At 61.4% G+C, this 15,629-nt stretch carries 17 protein-coding genes; 5 read left to right on the top strand and 12 right to left on the bottom strand.

Going from position 1 to position 15,629, the window contains the following annotated elements:
- Positions 1–4: 4 nt before the first annotated feature.
- From rodA to J3P77_RS03085, 6 genes are all read right to left on the bottom strand, one after another.
- Positions 5–1,108: a rod shape-determining protein RodA gene (gene rodA / locus J3P77_RS03110; protein ID WP_434681858.1), complete on the bottom strand. Its 1,104-nt coding sequence runs from the start codon at positions 1,106–1,108 to the stop codon at positions 5–7.
- Positions 1,109–1,139: 31 nt separating this feature from the next.
- Entirely contained in the window at positions 1,140–3,035 is a 1,896-nt protein-coding gene (gene mrdA, locus J3P77_RS03105; RefSeq protein ID WP_434679500.1) for a penicillin-binding protein 2, read from the bottom strand.
- A 28-nt stretch (positions 3,036–3,063) separates the two neighbouring features.
- Positions 3,064–3,531: a 23S rRNA (pseudouridine(1915)-N(3))-methyltransferase RlmH gene (rlmH, locus tag J3P77_RS03100; protein WP_434679498.1), complete on the bottom strand. Its 468-nt coding sequence runs from the start codon at positions 3,529–3,531 to the stop codon at positions 3,064–3,066.
- 9 nt (positions 3,532–3,540) lie between these two features.
- Positions 3,541–3,927, bottom strand: coding sequence for a ribosome silencing factor (rsfS, locus tag J3P77_RS03095; protein WP_125831800.1), 387 nt, complete (start codon positions 3,925–3,927; stop codon positions 3,541–3,543).
- Between the two features lie 62 nt (positions 3,928–3,989).
- A complete protein-coding gene (gene nadD / locus J3P77_RS03090; RefSeq protein WP_434681856.1) occupies positions 3,990–4,649 on the bottom strand; it encodes a nicotinate-nucleotide adenylyltransferase in 660 nt (219 codons plus the stop codon).
- A gap of 22 nt (positions 4,650–4,671) precedes the next feature.
- On the bottom strand, positions 4,672–5,937 hold the full coding sequence (locus tag J3P77_RS03085) for a glutamate-5-semialdehyde dehydrogenase (RefSeq protein WP_434679496.1): 1,266 nt from the start codon (positions 5,935–5,937) through the stop codon (positions 4,672–4,674).
- A 331-nt stretch (positions 5,938–6,268) separates the two neighbouring features.
- Between J3P77_RS03085 and J3P77_RS03080 the strand changes: the two genes are divergently transcribed.
- Together J3P77_RS03080 and J3P77_RS03075 are read left to right on the top strand one after the other, a co-directional pair.
- A complete protein-coding gene (locus tag J3P77_RS03080) occupies positions 6,269–6,940 on the top strand; it encodes a DNA-3-methyladenine glycosylase (RefSeq protein WP_434679495.1) in 672 nt (223 codons plus the stop codon).
- A gap of 3 nt (positions 6,941–6,943) precedes the next feature.
- Positions 6,944–8,260 (top strand): bifunctional DedA family/phosphatase PAP2 family protein, encoded by a 1,317-nt coding sequence (locus tag J3P77_RS03075; protein WP_434679494.1) that lies wholly within the window; start codon positions 6,944–6,946, stop codon positions 8,258–8,260.
- 23 nt (positions 8,261–8,283) lie between these two features.
- Here J3P77_RS03075 and J3P77_RS03070 read toward each other — a convergent pair whose 3' ends face one another.
- The 3 genes from J3P77_RS03070 to J3P77_RS03060 are packed head-to-tail and all read right to left on the bottom strand — an operon-like array spanning position 8,284 to position 9,961.
- Positions 8,284–8,874: an LON peptidase substrate-binding domain-containing protein gene (locus tag J3P77_RS03070; RefSeq protein WP_434679492.1), complete on the bottom strand. Its 591-nt coding sequence runs from the start codon at positions 8,872–8,874 to the stop codon at positions 8,284–8,286.
- An 11-nt stretch (positions 8,875–8,885) separates the two neighbouring features.
- Positions 8,886–9,596 carry an LrgB family protein gene (locus J3P77_RS03065; RefSeq protein WP_434681854.1) on the bottom strand — a complete coding sequence of 237 codons (711 nt, stop codon included), beginning with the start codon at positions 9,594–9,596 and terminating at the stop codon, positions 8,886–8,888.
- A gap of 2 nt (positions 9,597–9,598) precedes the next feature.
- Positions 9,599–9,961 carry a CidA/LrgA family protein gene (locus J3P77_RS03060; protein WP_434679490.1) on the bottom strand — a complete coding sequence of 121 codons (363 nt, stop codon included), beginning with the start codon at positions 9,959–9,961 and terminating at the stop codon, positions 9,599–9,601.
- A 205-nt stretch (positions 9,962–10,166) separates the two neighbouring features.
- Between J3P77_RS03060 and J3P77_RS03055 the strand changes: the two genes are divergently transcribed.
- The 3 genes from J3P77_RS03055 to J3P77_RS03045 all read left to right on the top strand — a co-directional run bounded on the left by J3P77_RS03055 (position 10,167) and on the right by J3P77_RS03045 (position 13,151).
- Positions 10,167–10,622, top strand: coding sequence for a MaoC family dehydratase (locus tag J3P77_RS03055; protein WP_434679489.1), 456 nt, complete (start codon positions 10,167–10,169; stop codon positions 10,620–10,622).
- Between the two features lie 132 nt (positions 10,623–10,754).
- On the top strand, positions 10,755–12,482 hold the full coding sequence (locus tag J3P77_RS03050) for a C13 family peptidase (protein WP_434679488.1): 1,728 nt from the start codon (positions 10,755–10,757) through the stop codon (positions 12,480–12,482).
- 27 nt (positions 12,483–12,509) lie between these two features.
- Positions 12,510–13,151, top strand: a complete 642-nt coding sequence (locus J3P77_RS03045; protein WP_434679487.1) for an oxidoreductase — start codon at positions 12,510–12,512, stop codon at positions 13,149–13,151.
- Positions 13,152–13,202: 51 nt separating this feature from the next.
- On the opposite strand, the gene J3P77_RS03040 is transcribed toward J3P77_RS03045, so the two are convergent.
- The 3 genes from J3P77_RS03040 to mpl are packed head-to-tail and all read right to left on the bottom strand — an operon-like array spanning position 13,203 to position 15,455.
- On the bottom strand, positions 13,203–13,487 hold the full coding sequence (locus J3P77_RS03040) for a YceK/YidQ family lipoprotein (RefSeq protein ID WP_434679486.1): 285 nt from the start codon (positions 13,485–13,487) through the stop codon (positions 13,203–13,205).
- Entirely contained in the window at positions 13,480–14,109 is a 630-nt protein-coding gene (ubiX, locus tag J3P77_RS03035) for a flavin prenyltransferase UbiX (protein ID WP_434679485.1), read from the bottom strand. Before ubiX ends, J3P77_RS03040 begins: the two co-directional genes overlap by 8 nt.
- Positions 14,106–15,455, bottom strand: a complete 1,350-nt coding sequence (gene mpl / locus J3P77_RS03030; protein WP_434679484.1) for a UDP-N-acetylmuramate:L-alanyl-gamma-D-glutamyl-meso-diaminopimelate ligase — start codon at positions 15,453–15,455, stop codon at positions 14,106–14,108. Before mpl ends, ubiX begins: the two co-directional genes overlap by 4 nt.
- Positions 15,456–15,629: the final 174 nt, after the last annotated feature.

Here is a 15,629-nt window from a genome sequence, read left to right as displayed (position 1 = left end):
TTAATCAAACCTGAGCGATCCATTTGCGATGCGTATGAATCGACATCAAAACCCCAAACGCTGACAGTAGTGTCACGAGCGAAGTTCCGCCGTAGCTAATGAAGGGCAGCGGCACGCCCACGACCGGCAGCAGGCCACTGACCATACCGATGTTGACGAAAACGTAAACAAAAAATGTCATGGTCAGCGCGCCCGCCAGCAATTTGCCGAAAAGCGTCTGCGCCTGAGCGGTGATCACCAGCCCGCGTCCGATCAGCAGCAGATAAATGATCAGCAACGCGCAGATGCCGACCAGCCCGAATTCCTCGCCGAGCACGGCGATGATGAAGTCGGTGTGGCTTTCCGGAAGAAAGTCCAGGTGCGACTGGGTGCCCAGCAGCCAGCCTTTGCCGAATACCCCGCCCGAGCCGATGGCGGCCTTGGACTGGATGATGTTCCAGCCGGTGCCCAGCGGATCGCTTTCCGGATCGAGAAAGGTCAGGACTCGCTGCTTCTGGTAGTCGTGCATGAAGAAGAACCACATCGCCACCGCGGCTGGCACTGCTGCCGCCAGCACACTGATGATCCAGCGCCATTTAAGACCGGCCATGAACAGCACGAAGGCACCGGATGCCAGGATCAGCAGCGAGGTGCCGAGGTCCGGCTGACGGACGATCAGGACGAACGGCACGCCGATCAAAGCCAGACTGACCACGACATGCTTGATGTCGGGCGGCAGCGTACGCTTGGACAGATACCAGGCGATGGTCGCCGGCATGATGATCTTGAGAAATTCCGAAGGCTGGAAACGGATGACGCCTGGAATGTTGATCCAGCGGGTCGCGCCCATGGCGTTGTGCCCCATGACGTCGACCACCACCAGCAACAGCACGCCGAGGACGTACAGCACCGGCACCCAACGCGCCATGAACCGGGGTTCCAGCTGGGCGATGATCACCATCGCCACCATGCCGATGCCGAACGAGCTGGCCTGTTTGATCAACAGATCCCAATTCTTGCCGCTGGCCGAATACAGCACGAACAGGCTGCCGGCGGCCAGGGTCAGCAACAGGATCAACAGCGGACCGTCGATATGAATGCGCTGCAGGAAGGTGGCGCGGCGGCGCATCACATCTTCGCTGGACAGCACGCGGTCAAAACTACTCTTCACGGGCCGCAGCCTCCAGGTTGAGGGAACCGGCATATTCGGTTTTAAGCGCGCCGTGCTCGTCGAGCAACCAGGCGTCCATCACCTGACGAACCACAGGGGCTGCGACGCCGGAACCGGACTCACCGTTCTCGACCATCACAGCCACGACGATTTTCGGATTGTCGGCCGGCGCGAAGCCGACGAACAGGGCGTGGTCACGATGACGCTCCTGAACCTTGGAACGGTCGTATTTCTCGCCCTGTTTAATGGCCACGACCTGAGCGGTACCGCTCTTGCCCGCGATGCGGTATTGAGCGCCGATGGCTGCCTTGCGGGCCGTGCCGCGTGCGCCGTGCAGTACTTCCTGCATGCCATGATTGACCCGCGCCCAGTTGGCCGGATCGCGCAAAATGATATCGGGAATCGGATTTTCGTCGACCGGCGGCTGGCCTTCGATGGTCTTGGCCAGATGTGGCCGGATCCACTTGCCCTTGCTGGCTACCAGCGCTGTCGCCTGCGCGAGCTGCAGCGGCGTGGCCTGCATGTACCCCTGACCGATCCCCAGAATCAGGGTTTCACCCGGGAACCAGGCCTGACGGCGGGTGGCGCGTTTCCAGTCGCGAGACGGCATTAGGCCCGGCGACTCTTCGAACATGTCCAGAGAGACCTTCTGCCCGAGCCCGAACTTGTTCATGTATGTCGCCAGCCGATCGATCCCCAGCTTGTGCGCCAGATCGTAGAAATAGGTGTCGTTGGAACGCATGATCGCGGTATCCAGGTCGACCCAGCCATCTCCGGTGCGGTTCCAGTTGCGGTATTTGTGGTCATAGTTCGGCAACTGATAGAAACCGGGGTCGAACACCCGCGAACCGGGCGTGACCACGCCTGCGTCCAGGCCGGCGACAGCTACCGCGGGCTTGATGGTCGAACCCGGCGGGTAAAGACCACGCAGAATACGGTTGAAAAGCGGCCGGTCGATGGAATCACGAAGCTCGGCGTATGCCTTGAAACTGATGCCAGTGACGAACAGGTTCGGATCGAAGCTCGGCGCGCTGACCATCGCCAGCACTTCCCCGGTATTCGGCTCCAGCGCCACGACGGCGCCACGACGTCCGCCCAACGCGGCTTCGGCGGCTTCCTGCAGCTTGATGTCCAGGCTCAGAACGATGTCTTTACCCGGCACCGGGTCGGTACGTTTGAGCACACGCAACACGCGGCCGCGGGCGTTGGTCTCGACTTCTTCATAGCCGACCTGCCCGTGCAGCTCGGCCTCATAAAAACGCTCGATTCCGGTCTTGCCGATGTGGTGGGTGCCGCTGTAGTTCACCGGGTCCAGGGTCTTGAGCTCTTTCTCGTTGATACGCCCCATATAGCCGACCGAGTGCGCAAAATGCGGACCTTGCGGGTAATGACGTACCAGCTGCGCGACCACTTCAACGCCGGGCAGGCGGAACTGGTTAACCGCGACCAGCGCGATCTGCTCTTCGGTCAGCTCGAACAGGATCGGCACCGGCTCGAACGGCCTGCGCCCCTGCTTCATGCGTTTTTCGAAGATCGCCCGGTCGTCAGGCGTCAGTTGCAGCACTTCGACGATGGTATCCAGGACTTTTGACCAGTCGCCGGAGCGCTCGCGAGTCACGCTGAGGCTGAAGCTGGGGCGGTTGTCCGCCACCACGACGCCGTTGCGGTCGAAGATCAGGCCACGGCTGGGCGGAATCGGCTGGACGTGAACACGGTTGTTTTCCGACAGCGTCGAGTGGTAGTCGTACTGGATGACCTGCAGCAGATAGAGCCGCGCAATCAGTACGCACACCAGAAACATGATCGCCACGGCACCGAACACGACCCGGCCGCGCACCAGGCGTGCGTCTTTCTCATGGTCTTTGAGACGGATCGGTTGAGACATTTAGGCCGTGTTCACAATAAAAGCGATGCTACTTGTGATAAGGGTGCCCGGACAGGACTGTCCAGGCGCGATACATCTGTTCGCCGATCAGGATACGCACCAACGGATGCGGCAGGGTCAACGGCGACAGCGACCAGCGCTGTTCGCTGCGCGCGCACACTTCCGGCGCCAGCCCTTCGGGGCCGCCCACCATCAGGTTGACCGTACGCGCATCGAGCCGCCAGCGATCCAGTTCGACCGCCAGTTGCTCGGTACTCCATGGTTTACCGTGCACTTCAAGAGTGACGATCCGCTCGCCGGGCTGCACTTTGGCCAGCATGGCTTCACCTTCCTGACGGATAAGGCGCGCCACGTCGGCGTTTTTGCCACGGGTATTGAGCGGAATTTCCACGAGCTCCAGCGCAAGCTCGGATGGCAGACGCTTGGCATACTCATGCCAACCCTCTTCCACCCACTTGGGCATGCGTGAACCGACAGCGATCAGACGCAAACGCACAATGATGCCTTATTCGTGGCCCGGAGTGTGGTGCGCGGCGCTGGCGGCACGGCTCTGTTCGGCGCCCTGCCACAGACGTTCCAGGTCGTAGAACTGACGCGCGGCAGCGGTCATCACGTGAACCACGACGTCACCCAGGTCCAGCAGAACCCAGTCGCTGTCGCCCTTGCCTTCTTCGCTGAGCGGCATCAGGCCGGCGGCCTTGACCTTTTCACGCACGTTGTCGACCAGTGCGTTCAACTGGCGGTTGGAAGTACCGGTGCAGATCAGCATGTAGTCGGCGATGCTGGTTTTTTCGCGCACGTCGATCGCCAGGATGTCGGCACCCTTGACGTCTTCCAGGGCGGCGGTTGCCAACGCGACGACTTCTTCACTGCTCATTTTTTGCTTTGTCATAAAAAACTCATTCAGCTCATATATGTGGAAACGCCCAAACGCTTATCGATCAAAGCTGTTTATCAGGGCGCTCCATCGGTGTTCGGCGCACGGTAAAGCCCGTGCACTTCGATATAGGCCAGTACCGCGTCTGGCACCAGAAAGCGTACCGACTTACCGCTGGCCAGCAGCTGTCGGATCTGGGTGGCAGACACCGATAACGGTGTCTGCCAGACGAATGTAATGTGTCCGCCCGGCCCTTTCAGGGCCTTGGGATCGCTTACCGCGCGTGCCGCCAGCAGATTACGCATGGCATCCGGCGATTCGCTGTCCGCGTCCGGGCGTTGCAGCACCACGATATGGCAGTGCTCCAGCAATTCCTCCCATCGATGCCAGCCTGGCAAGCCGCAAAAGGCATCCCAACCCAGCAGCAGGAACAGTTGGTCATGCGCGGCCAGTCCGGCGCGCATCGATTCCAGTGTGTCGATGGTATACGAAGGCTTGTCCCGCTTCAGCTCACGGTCATCGACCGTCAGCGGTGAAACGCCTTCCACCGCGCAACGGACCATCGCCAGACGGTCCTGCGCGGTAACGCTCGGCAGCTCCCGATGAGGCGGCCGGGCGCTGGGCGTCAGGCGCAACTCGTCGAGTTCGAGCAACTCGGCCACTTCAAGCGCACCGCGCAAATGGCCGATATGAACCGGATCGAACGTACCCCCGAGCATGCCGATACGTCTGGGCATGGCTGCCATGGGCTTGCTCAAGTCAGGCTTGTCCGCGTAACTGACCGTCGCCGATCACAATGTATTTTTCGCACGTCAGGCCTTCGAGACCGACCGGACCGCGGGCGTGCAGCTTATCAGTAGAAATGCCGATCTCGGCGCCCAGGCCGTATTCGAAGCCATCGGCGAAGCAGGTCGGCGCGTTGACCATGACCGAACTGGAGTCGACCTCGGCCATGAAACGTCGTACCTGGCCCTGATGCTCCGAAACGATGGCATCGCTGTGATGCGAGCCGTAATGGTTGATGTGTTCGATGGCGTCATCCAGACCGTTGACGATGCGGATCGACAGGATGGCCGCAAGGTACTCGGTGTGCCAGTCATCCTCGGTCGCCGGGACCGCGTCGATCAACGCACGGGTCCGCTCGCAGCCGCGCAGTTCGACGCCTTTTTCGCGGAATCGGGCAGCCATCGACGGAAGGAAATCGGCGGCGACGGTCTGGTCGACCAGCAGCGTTTCCATTGCGCCGCAGATGCCGTAACGATAGGTCTTGGCGTTGAACGCGATGTCCTGCGCTTTCGCCAGGTTCGCATGGGCGCTGACGTACACGTGGCAGATGCCGTCCAGATGCTTGATGACGGGCACGCGGGCATCGCGGCTGACACGTTCGATCAAGCCTTTGCCGCCGCGCGGAACGATGACGTCCACATATTCAGGCATGGTGATCAAGGCACCGACCGCGGCCCGGTCAGTCGTCTCGACAACCTGCACAACGGCGGCAGGCAACCCGGCTTCAGCCAGCCCGCGCTCGATGCAGGCGGCGATGGCACGGTTGGAATGGATGGCCTCGGAACCGCCACGCAGGATGGTCGCATTGCCTGACTTCAGACACAGACTCGCGGCATCAATGGTCACGTTCGGACGGGACTCATAGATGATTCCGACTACACCCAGTGGCACGCGCATCTTGCCTACCTGAATACCCGACGGCCGATAGCTCATGTCACGGATCGCGCCGACCGGGTCCGGCAGACTGGCGACCTGACGCAACCCGACGATCATGCCGTCGATGCGCGCGGGGGTCAGGGCCAGACGTTCGAGCATTGCGGGTTCGAGCCCATTGGCACGGCCGTTGGCAAGGTCCAGCTCATTGGCGGTGGACAGCTCGGCGCGAGCTTCGTCCAGCGCGGTGGCGGCAGCCAGCAAAGCGCGGTTCTTCTGCGCCGTACTCGCACGACCGATCACTCGCGAAGCTTCGCGGGCGGCGCGACCCAGGCGGGTCATGTAGTCAAGAACGGACTCAGTCATGGTCTCAGAGGTCTTGGCAGAGAGGAAAGCGGCCGATTATAGCGATCAAGCGGTCCGAACGACAGCGCAGACAGGCGGATGGTCGATAACAGCGCAAAGTTTGTGGCTGGGCCCAATTTGATGCGCCCACAATGGCCTCTTCACCAGCAAGCTGGCTTCACACAGGTTCAGCGGATGCCACAATCCTTGTGGGAGTCAGCTTGCTGGCGAGAACAATTCAACACGAACTGTCACGTTCGGAAACAAGAAAACATCGCAACTGGACACATTCAGCTGCAATTAAGACCGCGCTTGCTATGATCTGCCCCTTCTCATTCTCGTTTGTAAGCCCATGCATTCAGCCCTTCCCGACAGTTTTTTCCACCGTGACGCTCAGGTTCTGGCGCGCGACCTGCTGGGCAAGGTGGTCCGGCACAAGGTTGGCGAGTTCTGGCTGGCGGCGCGGATTATCGAAACCGAAGCCTACTATCAGGCAGAAAAAGGCAGCCATTCTTCCCTGGGCTACACCGAAAAACGCAAAGCGATGTTTCTCGATGGCGGCCACATCTACATGTATTACGCGCGTGGCAGCGACTCGATGAACTTCAGTGCCGAAGGCCCTGGCAATGCGGTGCTGATCAAGTCCGGTTTCCCCTGGGTCGACGCGTTGAGTGACGAGAACGCGCTGGCCCGGATGCAACTGAACAATCCGGACGCCAGCGGTGCGATTCGAGCACCCGAGCAACTCTGCGCCGGTCAGACGCTATTGTGCAGAGCGCTTGGCCTGAAAGTCCCGATGTGGAACGCCAAGCGCTTCGACCCGCTCAGGCTGCGTGTCGAAGACGTTGGACAGACCCCGACGCGCATTATCCAGACTACACGCCTGGGCATCCCGGTCGGTCGTGACGAGCACCTGATGTACCGCTTCGTCGACGCCGATTACGCCCGTTTCTGCACGCGGAACCCTCTGAGACGCGGTCAGGTCGAAGGCCGCGATTACTACATTCTCGAACAAGGAAGCTGACCCATGGGCGACTGGCTCACTGGTATCACCGGCTGGCTGACCGCAAACCCGTCGTGGGTTGCGATGGCTATTTTCGTCGTTGCCTTCGTTGAATGTGTCGCTATTGTCGGAATCGTCGTGCCGGGCACGGTCGTCATGTTTGCCATCGCCGCGCTGGCCGGCAGTGGCATCCTGCCATTGGGCGAGGTGCTGATTCTGGGCTTTGCCGGAGGGCTGCTGGGCGATGCGGTGTCGTATTTCATCGGCAGACGCTTTCATCAGAACATCCGCCAATTGCCCGGACTGCGCTCGCATCCGGAATGGATGACCGGCGCCGAGGCTTACTTCCATAAATACGGGATCGCCAGCCTGCTGGTCGGTCGCTTCATTGGCCCGTTGCGGCCGATGCTGCCCATGACGGCGGGCATGTGTGACATGCCGTTGCCGCGTTTTACGGTGGTAAGCGTAATTGCCGCCGCGGGGTGGTCGATCGTGTACCTGATGCCCGGCTGGGCGGCGGGCGCGGCGATCCGCCTGCCTTTGCCGGAAGGCTTCTGGACCGAGGCGGCGGTGGTCGGAGCGGCGCTGGCGCTGCTGTTCGGTCTCAGTATCCAGAGCAGCATGCGCAAGAAGCGCTATGCCACCAAAGTTATCGCCGTGCTCAGCCTGGTCATTCTTGCCGGTCTGTTCATGGGCTGGCCGTACCTGACCGATTTCGACCAGGGCCTGATGACACTGGTACAGGAGCACCGCAGCGAGGCCGCGCAGAATATCGTGATCCTGATCACCAGCATCGGTGACTTCAAGGCGCAGCTGCTGGCCGCCTGCGTTCTGGTCATCGCACTGCTGATCGCCCGGCAATGGCGGCATGCCGCGTTTGCGCTGGCAACCACGCTCGGCACGGCCATAGGCAACGGCACACTCAAAGCGCTGTTCGCACGGACCCGCCCGGAAGTGCTGGTTGAACCGCTTACCACCTACAGCATGCCCAGCGGGCACAGTTCAGCGGCTTTCGCGCTGTTCATGACGCTGGCGGTACTGGCCGGACGCGGGCAGCCCGTACGTCTGCGCTTGACCTGGATGTTGCTGGGCGGCATACCGGCCCTGGCTATTGCGCTGTCGCGGGTGTACCTGGGTGTTCACTGGCCGACCGATATCCTGGCCGGCATGTTGCTGGCGTTCTGTGTCTGCTCTATCAGTCTGGCAATCGTTCAGCGTCACGAGTCGCTGCCGGCCATGTCCACGAAAGTCTGGTGGCTGGTATTACCGGCACTCACTGCCCTGCTGGGCACCTTCGCGGTCAACGCCCTGTCCCACGCGGTGCTGCGCTACCAGTACTGACAGGCAAGGTCTGACCGGATCGGTCAGGCCTGCAAATCACCCTGCATCTCGTCGAGCAGCTCCTGAATGGCGTCCAGACGCTCTTCAGGATCGTCGATTTCCAGCAATTCGATCTTGTCCTGCTCGGTGAACGGCAGCAGATAGGCCAGCTGGTTTGACAACGACTGTTGCCCCTCGGCGCTGACGCCCATGTTCAACGACGCCACCATCGGGTGCTCCGCCAGGGCTTCGAGCAGCGCGACAAGGTCCGCATCTTCTTCCTGCAGCGGGCGCTCATGCGGTTCTTCAAGCCACTGCACTTCAGCGACCAGCAGCTGGTCGCGCTGCACCTGCGTTTCCAGCACCCGAAACCGCCGCCCGCCTACCACGCGAATACCCAGCAGACCGTTGTCCTGTTGCTGGAAGTCACGCACCAGCGCTTCGCAGCCGATCCGCGAATAGCCACCGGGCACCGTGCCTACTTCGCTGCCTTCGGTGATGCACACCACGCCAAATCCCGCGCCCTGCTTCATGCAGCGGCCGATCATGTCCAGGTAACGGGCTTCGAACAGTTGCAGGTCGAGCACGCATCCCGGAAACAGCACAGCGTTGAGTGGAAACAGAGGCAACGTCATAAAAATTACCCTTAAACGGTCAAAGACACAGCCAACGGCAGAAAAAGCGCGGTCCCCACGCCCATCAGACTCATCGCCAGCGCCGCGAAGGCACCGGCCTCCTCGCCTTCCTGCAAAGCCACTGAGGTACCTACGGCGTGAGCGGTTAGCCCTAACGCCATGCCTCGGGCAGCATGATGTCTGACACCCATCAGCGACAAAAGCCCCGGACCGAATATCGCCCCGAACACACCCGTGATCAGGACGAATACCGCAGCCAGCGCGGCCACGCCGCCGATCTGTTGAGCGACCAGCATGGCAATCGGCGAGGTAACGGACTTGGGCGCCATGGTCATCAAAATCATGTGGTCGGCGCCGAACAACATGCCCAGCGCCACGCAAAGGCCCGTGGCAAACACTCCGCCAACCACCAGCGTAGTTAACGTTGGCCACAGCAACTGACGAATCCGCCGCAGATTCAGATAAAGCGGCACCGCGAGGGCAACCGTGGCGGGCCCCAGCAACACGGTGAGAATTTCCGTGCTGGCGCGGTATTCGACATAATCCAGGCCACATCCAAGCAAGATCGCGATCACCACCAGCATCGACACCAGTACCGGCTGCAGAAACAGCCAGCGGGTCTTTTCATAGGCGGCCATCGCCAACTGATAAGCGCCCAGCGTCACCGCGATGCCGAAGAGCGGGTGATGGATCACTGACATCCAGGCCCCATGCCAGTCCAGGCTCATGACTGCTCCTCACGGCGCGCCTGGCGCTCGATCAGTTTCTGCATCAGCCAGCCCGCGAACATCACCGATATCATCAGCGACAGGGCCAGCGTGCCGAAAATTGCCCAGAAATCCTGGGCAATGGCCGAAGCCCAGACCATCACGCCCACCGCCGGTGGTACCAACAGCAGTGGCAGATAGCGCAACAGGCTGCTGGCGGCGAGGCTGATCGGCTCGCTCACTTCGCCGCGCAGCATCAGATAGCCCATCAGCAAAACCAGACCAATGATCGGGCCCGGCAACATCGAAAGAAACAGATGGTTGAGTGCTGTCCCCAGCAACTGGAACAGCACCAGCCATGTCAGACCCCGTAGCAGCATGAGTACTCCAACCAATCAAAACGAACCGGGCGAATCCAGGCGGCATTATAAACACGCCGCGAGCGCAGCCATGCGCGGGGTATTCACATGGCCGGCCGTGCTTGACCAACCGCAAACCCTCTGCTGATCTTCAGTGCGCCCGCGCCGGCAACCCCGACGCGGGACCAGGCATTATGTTGCACAAAAAAATGACAAGGAGAGTGATATGCCTTTTGTACCTGTTACAGAGCTTGCGCACTATGTCGGCAAGGAACTGGGATGTTCCGAATGGCTGGCCATCGACCAGGAGCGCATCAACCTGTTCGCGGAAGCGACCGGAGATTTTCAGTTCATTCACGTCGACCCTGTCAAAGCGGCCCAGACTCCTTTTGGCGGAACCATTGCCCACGGTTTTCTTTCGCTGTCGCTGATCCCCAAACTGATGGAGGGTCTGCTGGTACTGCCTGAAGGCCTGAAGATGGTGGTCAATTACGGGCTCGACAGCGTGCGTTTCGTCCAGCCGGTGAAAGTTAATTCAAGGGTCAGGCTCAAGGTCGAACTGAGCGACGTCACGGAAAAGAAACCCGGTCAGTGGCTGCTCAAAGTCATCGCCACGCTGGAGATTGAAGGCGAGGAAAAACCTGCTTTCGTCGCTGCACCGCTATCGCTGTGCTTCATATAAAACGCCCCAGATACGAAACAGTCGTTACAGACTGTTTCGTCCCGCTTACTCGCTACGGCATACTCGTCCACGGCTGATGCGAACCTGCTTTAAAGGGGTGTATCACCCCTGATCAACTTCCTGAGATTCCACATGCGCGCGCTCGCCCCATTGGCTTTGATCCTTCTGCTCGCCGGTTGCGGCGATGGCGAATCCCTGTTGCCGCCCGATGGCCTGCTGCCCGACGGCGGACGGTATCGCGGCGATCTGGTAGACGGCCTTCTGCACGGCCAGGGCCGGATCGATTACACCAACGGCAGCTGGTACGCGGGCGACTTCGAGCGCGGCCAGCGCCAGGGCCGCGGCGAATGGCACGCCAGCAACGGCGACATCTACATCGGCGATTTCCAGAACGGTCTCTATCACGGCCAGGGCAAGCTCACCACGCGCGCCGGGTCCAGCTATGTCGGCGGCTTCAAGCTGGGCCGACGCGATGGCGAAGGCACGCTCAAGGAAAAGGGTCTGCTTTACCGTGGTCAGTTCAAGGACGGCCTGTACCACGGCGCCGGACGCCTCGAACTGGAAGACGGCAGCCATTATCAGGGCCAGTTCGTCCGGGGGTTGCCTGAAGGCGAAGGTGTGCGCACCGATGCCAACGGCAACCAGTACAGCGGTCGCTTCGTCGGCGGCCAGCTTCAGGGCAATGGCAGCTTTATCGGTACCGAGGGTGATCAGTACGTCGGTGGCTTTCGCAACAACCAGCTCGATGGCAAAGGCCGCTATGAAAACAGCGACGGTGACGTCTGGAGCGGCGAGTTCAAAGAAGGATCGCTCAACGGCAAGGGCGAGTTGATCGGTGCCGACGGCAGCCGTTACCAGGGCTACTTCAGCAATGGGCGCTTCATGGGCGAAGGCCATCTGCAACTGGCGGACGGCAGCCGCTACGACGGTCAGTTCGCCAATGACACTTACCACGGCGCCGGCACGCTCACCGCCGCCGACGGCAGCATACAGAAAGGGGTGTGGATAAACGGTCAGCTGACCCGCGACGCCAAGGGCAACCTGCTGCCGGACCCGCTGGATACCGGCCTTCTTGCTCAGGGGCCGCTTCTGGAAAAGGCTTTGCAGGCGATCCCTGCCTCAACACCTGCACCCGAGCTTTATAGCCTGGTCATTGCCGGGGACGGCAAACAAAGCGTGTTTCTGCGTGAAGCCGATTACGTCAGCAACCTGTTGGCGACGCGCTTCGGTGCCCGCGGGCAGGTCAGCCTGACCAACCATCGCGATCATATGGACGACCGCCCGCTGGCCACCCGCGAAACCATCAGTCGCGCCATTCGCACCCTGGCCGAGCGCACCGGGCCGGAAGATCTGGTGTTCATCTACCTGACCAGCCACGGCACCGAAGACCACGAACTGGTGCTCGATCAACCGCGCCTGTCGCTGGCCGACCTGTCCACCGAAGCGCTGGCCACCGCCCTGGCGCCGCTGAAGAAACGCGACAAGATCGTGGTGATTTCTGCCTGTTATTCGGGCGGTTTCATTCCGGATCTGAAGGATGAGCGAACGGTGGTCATCACCGCCTCACGCGCCGACCGGGTGTCGTTCGGCTGCTCCGAGGAAGCGGATTTCACGTATTTTGGCGATGCACTATTCGGACGCGCGCTGGTCGAAACCGATGACTTGCAGCAGGCTTTCAGCAGCGCTAAAGCCTATGTCGCCCAACGCGAGATCGAAGATAACTTCGAAGCCTCCGAACCGCAGATATGGGCGCCCGACGGGGTGCTCTCTCGCTGGCAACTGTTGCGCAAGAATCAGGCTGAGCGCGCGCTGAACACGACGTTGACTCGCAAGGAAGCGAAGTCCTCGACCAGCCGCTAGGCTGTTCAGTATCAAGGGAGAAACAGTATGTACTTGACGCCGCAACACATCCTGCTTGCAGGAGCTACCGGACTCACGGGCGAGCATCTGCTTGATCGCCTGCTCAATGAACCCACCGTCAGTCGTGTGCTGGCGCCTACCCGCCGGCCTCTGGCCGAACATCCCCACCTGGAAAACCCCGTAGGCGACCTGCTGTCGCTATTGCCAACGCTCAGCGGTCAGGTCGACATCGCCTATTGCTGCCTGGGCACCACCATCAAGGAGGCTGGCTCGCAAGAAGCGTTCAGGGCCGTCGACCTGGATCTGGTTGTCGCTTTCGGCAAGCGCGCCCGCGAGCTGGGCGCACGCCATCTGCTGGTGGTAAGCGCGGTCAACGCCGACCCTGATTCCAGCGTGTTCTATAGCCGCATCAAGGGCGAAATGGAGCAGGCATTGCGTGCGCAGGACTGGCCGCAATTAACTTTGGCGCGCCCCTCTCTGCTGGTCGGCAATCGCCCGGAAACCCGCTGGGCGGAGCAACTGGCCGCGCCCATCGCCAAGCTCATTCCCGGCAAATACGGCGCCATCGAAGCCTGCCAACTGGCCCGCGCCATGTGGCGCCTGGCGCTGGAAGAACAGGACGGCGTGCGGATCGTGGAATCGGATGAGCTGAAGAGGCTGGGGAAGTAGGTTCGTTGTCGCGGGCAAGCGCGCTCCTACAGCTCACACCGCGGCCCGGGATCACAATCCGCCTTGGGCCTCAACCCCGAACCCCGCTGCCGTCAGCAATGAAAGCGGCAGCAACAGGGTGTCGAGCAAGGCGCTGCCAGGCAGGTCCAGGCCGGGATAACGCGGCGCCTCGGCGCCGAAGCGGTCCATCGCGCAGCATCCCCCCTGAATCGCGTACAGATCCAGCCGCGTACCGGCGTAGACCACTGGCGCGCCGGGCCTGGCGGCGTCGAGCGTCCGCACCGTGGCGCAGCCCGTCATCGCCAGTGCCAGCAGCACCAGCAGGATCCTATTCATCGTTACCCATGTGGTGCTCGCCCCAGCGCGGCAGCATGTCCTGCGGGATGTTCAACAGGTTGAGAATCCGCGCCACCACGAAGTCCACCAGATCATCGATGGTTTGCGGCTGGTGATAGAAACCTGGCGAGGCTGGCAGGATCACCGCTCCCATATTCGACAGCTTGAGCATGTTTTCCAGGTGGATGCTGGAAAAAGGCGCTTCGCGCGGCACCAGGATCAACTGACGGCGCTCTTTCAAGGTGACATCCGCGGCACGTTCGATCAGATTGTTGCAGGCCCCGGTGGCAATTGCCGACAACGTCCCGGTAGAGCACGGCACGACCACCATCGCGGCAGGCGAGCCGGAGCCGGAGGCCACGGGCGACATCCAGTCATCACGTCCATAGACCCGAATCTGCCCGGCCGACGCACCGGTGTATTCGGTGAGAAAAGCCTGAAGCATGGTCGGCTTGGGCGGCAGGCGCACGTCGGTTTCGGTCGCAACGACCAACTGCGCCGCCTTGGAGATCAGAAAATGCACTTCGCGGTCTTCGCGCACCAGGCAGTCGAGCAGACGCAGACCGTACTGAGCACCCGATGCGCCCGTCATTGCCAGGGTGACGCGTTCCGGGCCGCTCATTGCAACGCCTCGGCCAGTTTGCCATGCAGGCCGCCGAAGCCGCCGTTGCTCATGATCACGATGTGGGTGCCGGGCTGAGCCTGACTCTTGACCCGCTCGATAATGCCGTCGAGAGAATCGCTGACCACCGCCGGAACCTTGCATTCGGCGGCCGTTGCCGCCAGATCCCAGCCAAGATTGGCCGGCGCGTACCAGACCACCTGATCGGCCTGCTGCACGCTTTCCGGGAGACCGTCGCGGTGCGCGCCGAGCTTCATGGAGTTGGAGCGCGGTTCGATGATGGCGATCACCGGCGCATCGCCGACTTTCTTGCGCAACCCGTCAAGGGTGGTGGCGATGGCGGTCGGATGGTGAGCGAAGTCATCGTAGATCGTAATGCCTCGCACCTCGGCGAGCTTCTCCATGCGCCGCTTGACGCTTTTGAACGCGCTCAGGGCCTGTACGCCCTGAGCCGCCACGACTCCAACATGGCGTGCCGCGGCCAGAGTGGCCAGAGCGTTGGCGACGTTGTGCTGACCGGTCATGTCCCATTCAACCGTGCCTTGAACCTGACCGTCGAAGATCACCTCGAAGCGCGAGCCGTCTTCACTCAGCAGTCGAGCCTGCCATTGACCGCCCTGGCCGGTGGTCTGCACCGGCGTCCAGCAGCCCATGTCGATGACCCGCGCCAGCGCAGGTTCGGTGGTCGGATGGATCACCAGCCCTTCGCTCGGAATAGTGCGCACCAGATGGTGGAATTGACGCTCGATGGCCGGCAGGTCGGGGAAGATGTCGGCGTGATCGAATTCAAGGTTGTTCAGGATGGCGGTGCGAGGACGGTAGTGAACGAACTTCGAGCGCTTGTCGAAGAACGCGCTGTCGTACTCATCGGCCTCGACCACGAAAAATGGCGTATCGCCCAGCCGCGCGGACACCGCGAAGTTCTGCGGCACGCCGCCAATCAGAAAGCCGGGGCTCATGCCCGCGTGCTCCAGGACCCAGGCCAGCATGCTGCTGGTGGTGGTCTTCCCATGGGTGCCGGCGACGGCCAGCACCCAGCGGCCTTGCAGTACATGGTCGGCCAGCCACTGCGGGCCCGATACGTAAGGCAGGCCTTTATTGAGGACATATTCCACAGCCGGGTTGCCCCGCGACAGCGCGTTGCCGATCACCACCAGGTCCGGAGCCGGATCGAGCTGCGCCGAATCGTAACCCTGGGTCAGCTCGATGCCCTGCGCTTGCAGCTGGGTGCTCATCGGCGGGTAGACGTTGGCGTCGGAGCCGGTGACCCGGTGGCCGAGTTCTTTGGCGAGCACCGCCAGTGAACCCATGAATGTGCCGCAGATACCAAGGATATGAATATGCATGACTACCTCTTATAACATCCGCGCAGGTTAGCTCAGGGGCGGTGAAATGGCACCCGGTGTTTGTCCGGAAGACGTTGCAGAGCGCGACGCGTCCAGCGCCTGCGCCTAAAGTTCAAGCTCCGCAAAGGGCATATATGGCCTACGCTTTAGTACTCCCTGCCAATGCTTTAACGC

It is taken from the genome of Pseudomonas sp. R1-18, from assembly GCF_051132095.1.
Taxonomy (GTDB): domain Bacteria; phylum Pseudomonadota; class Gammaproteobacteria; order Pseudomonadales; family Pseudomonadaceae; genus Aquipseudomonas.
This window is presented reverse-complemented; position numbering and strand designations above follow the sequence as displayed.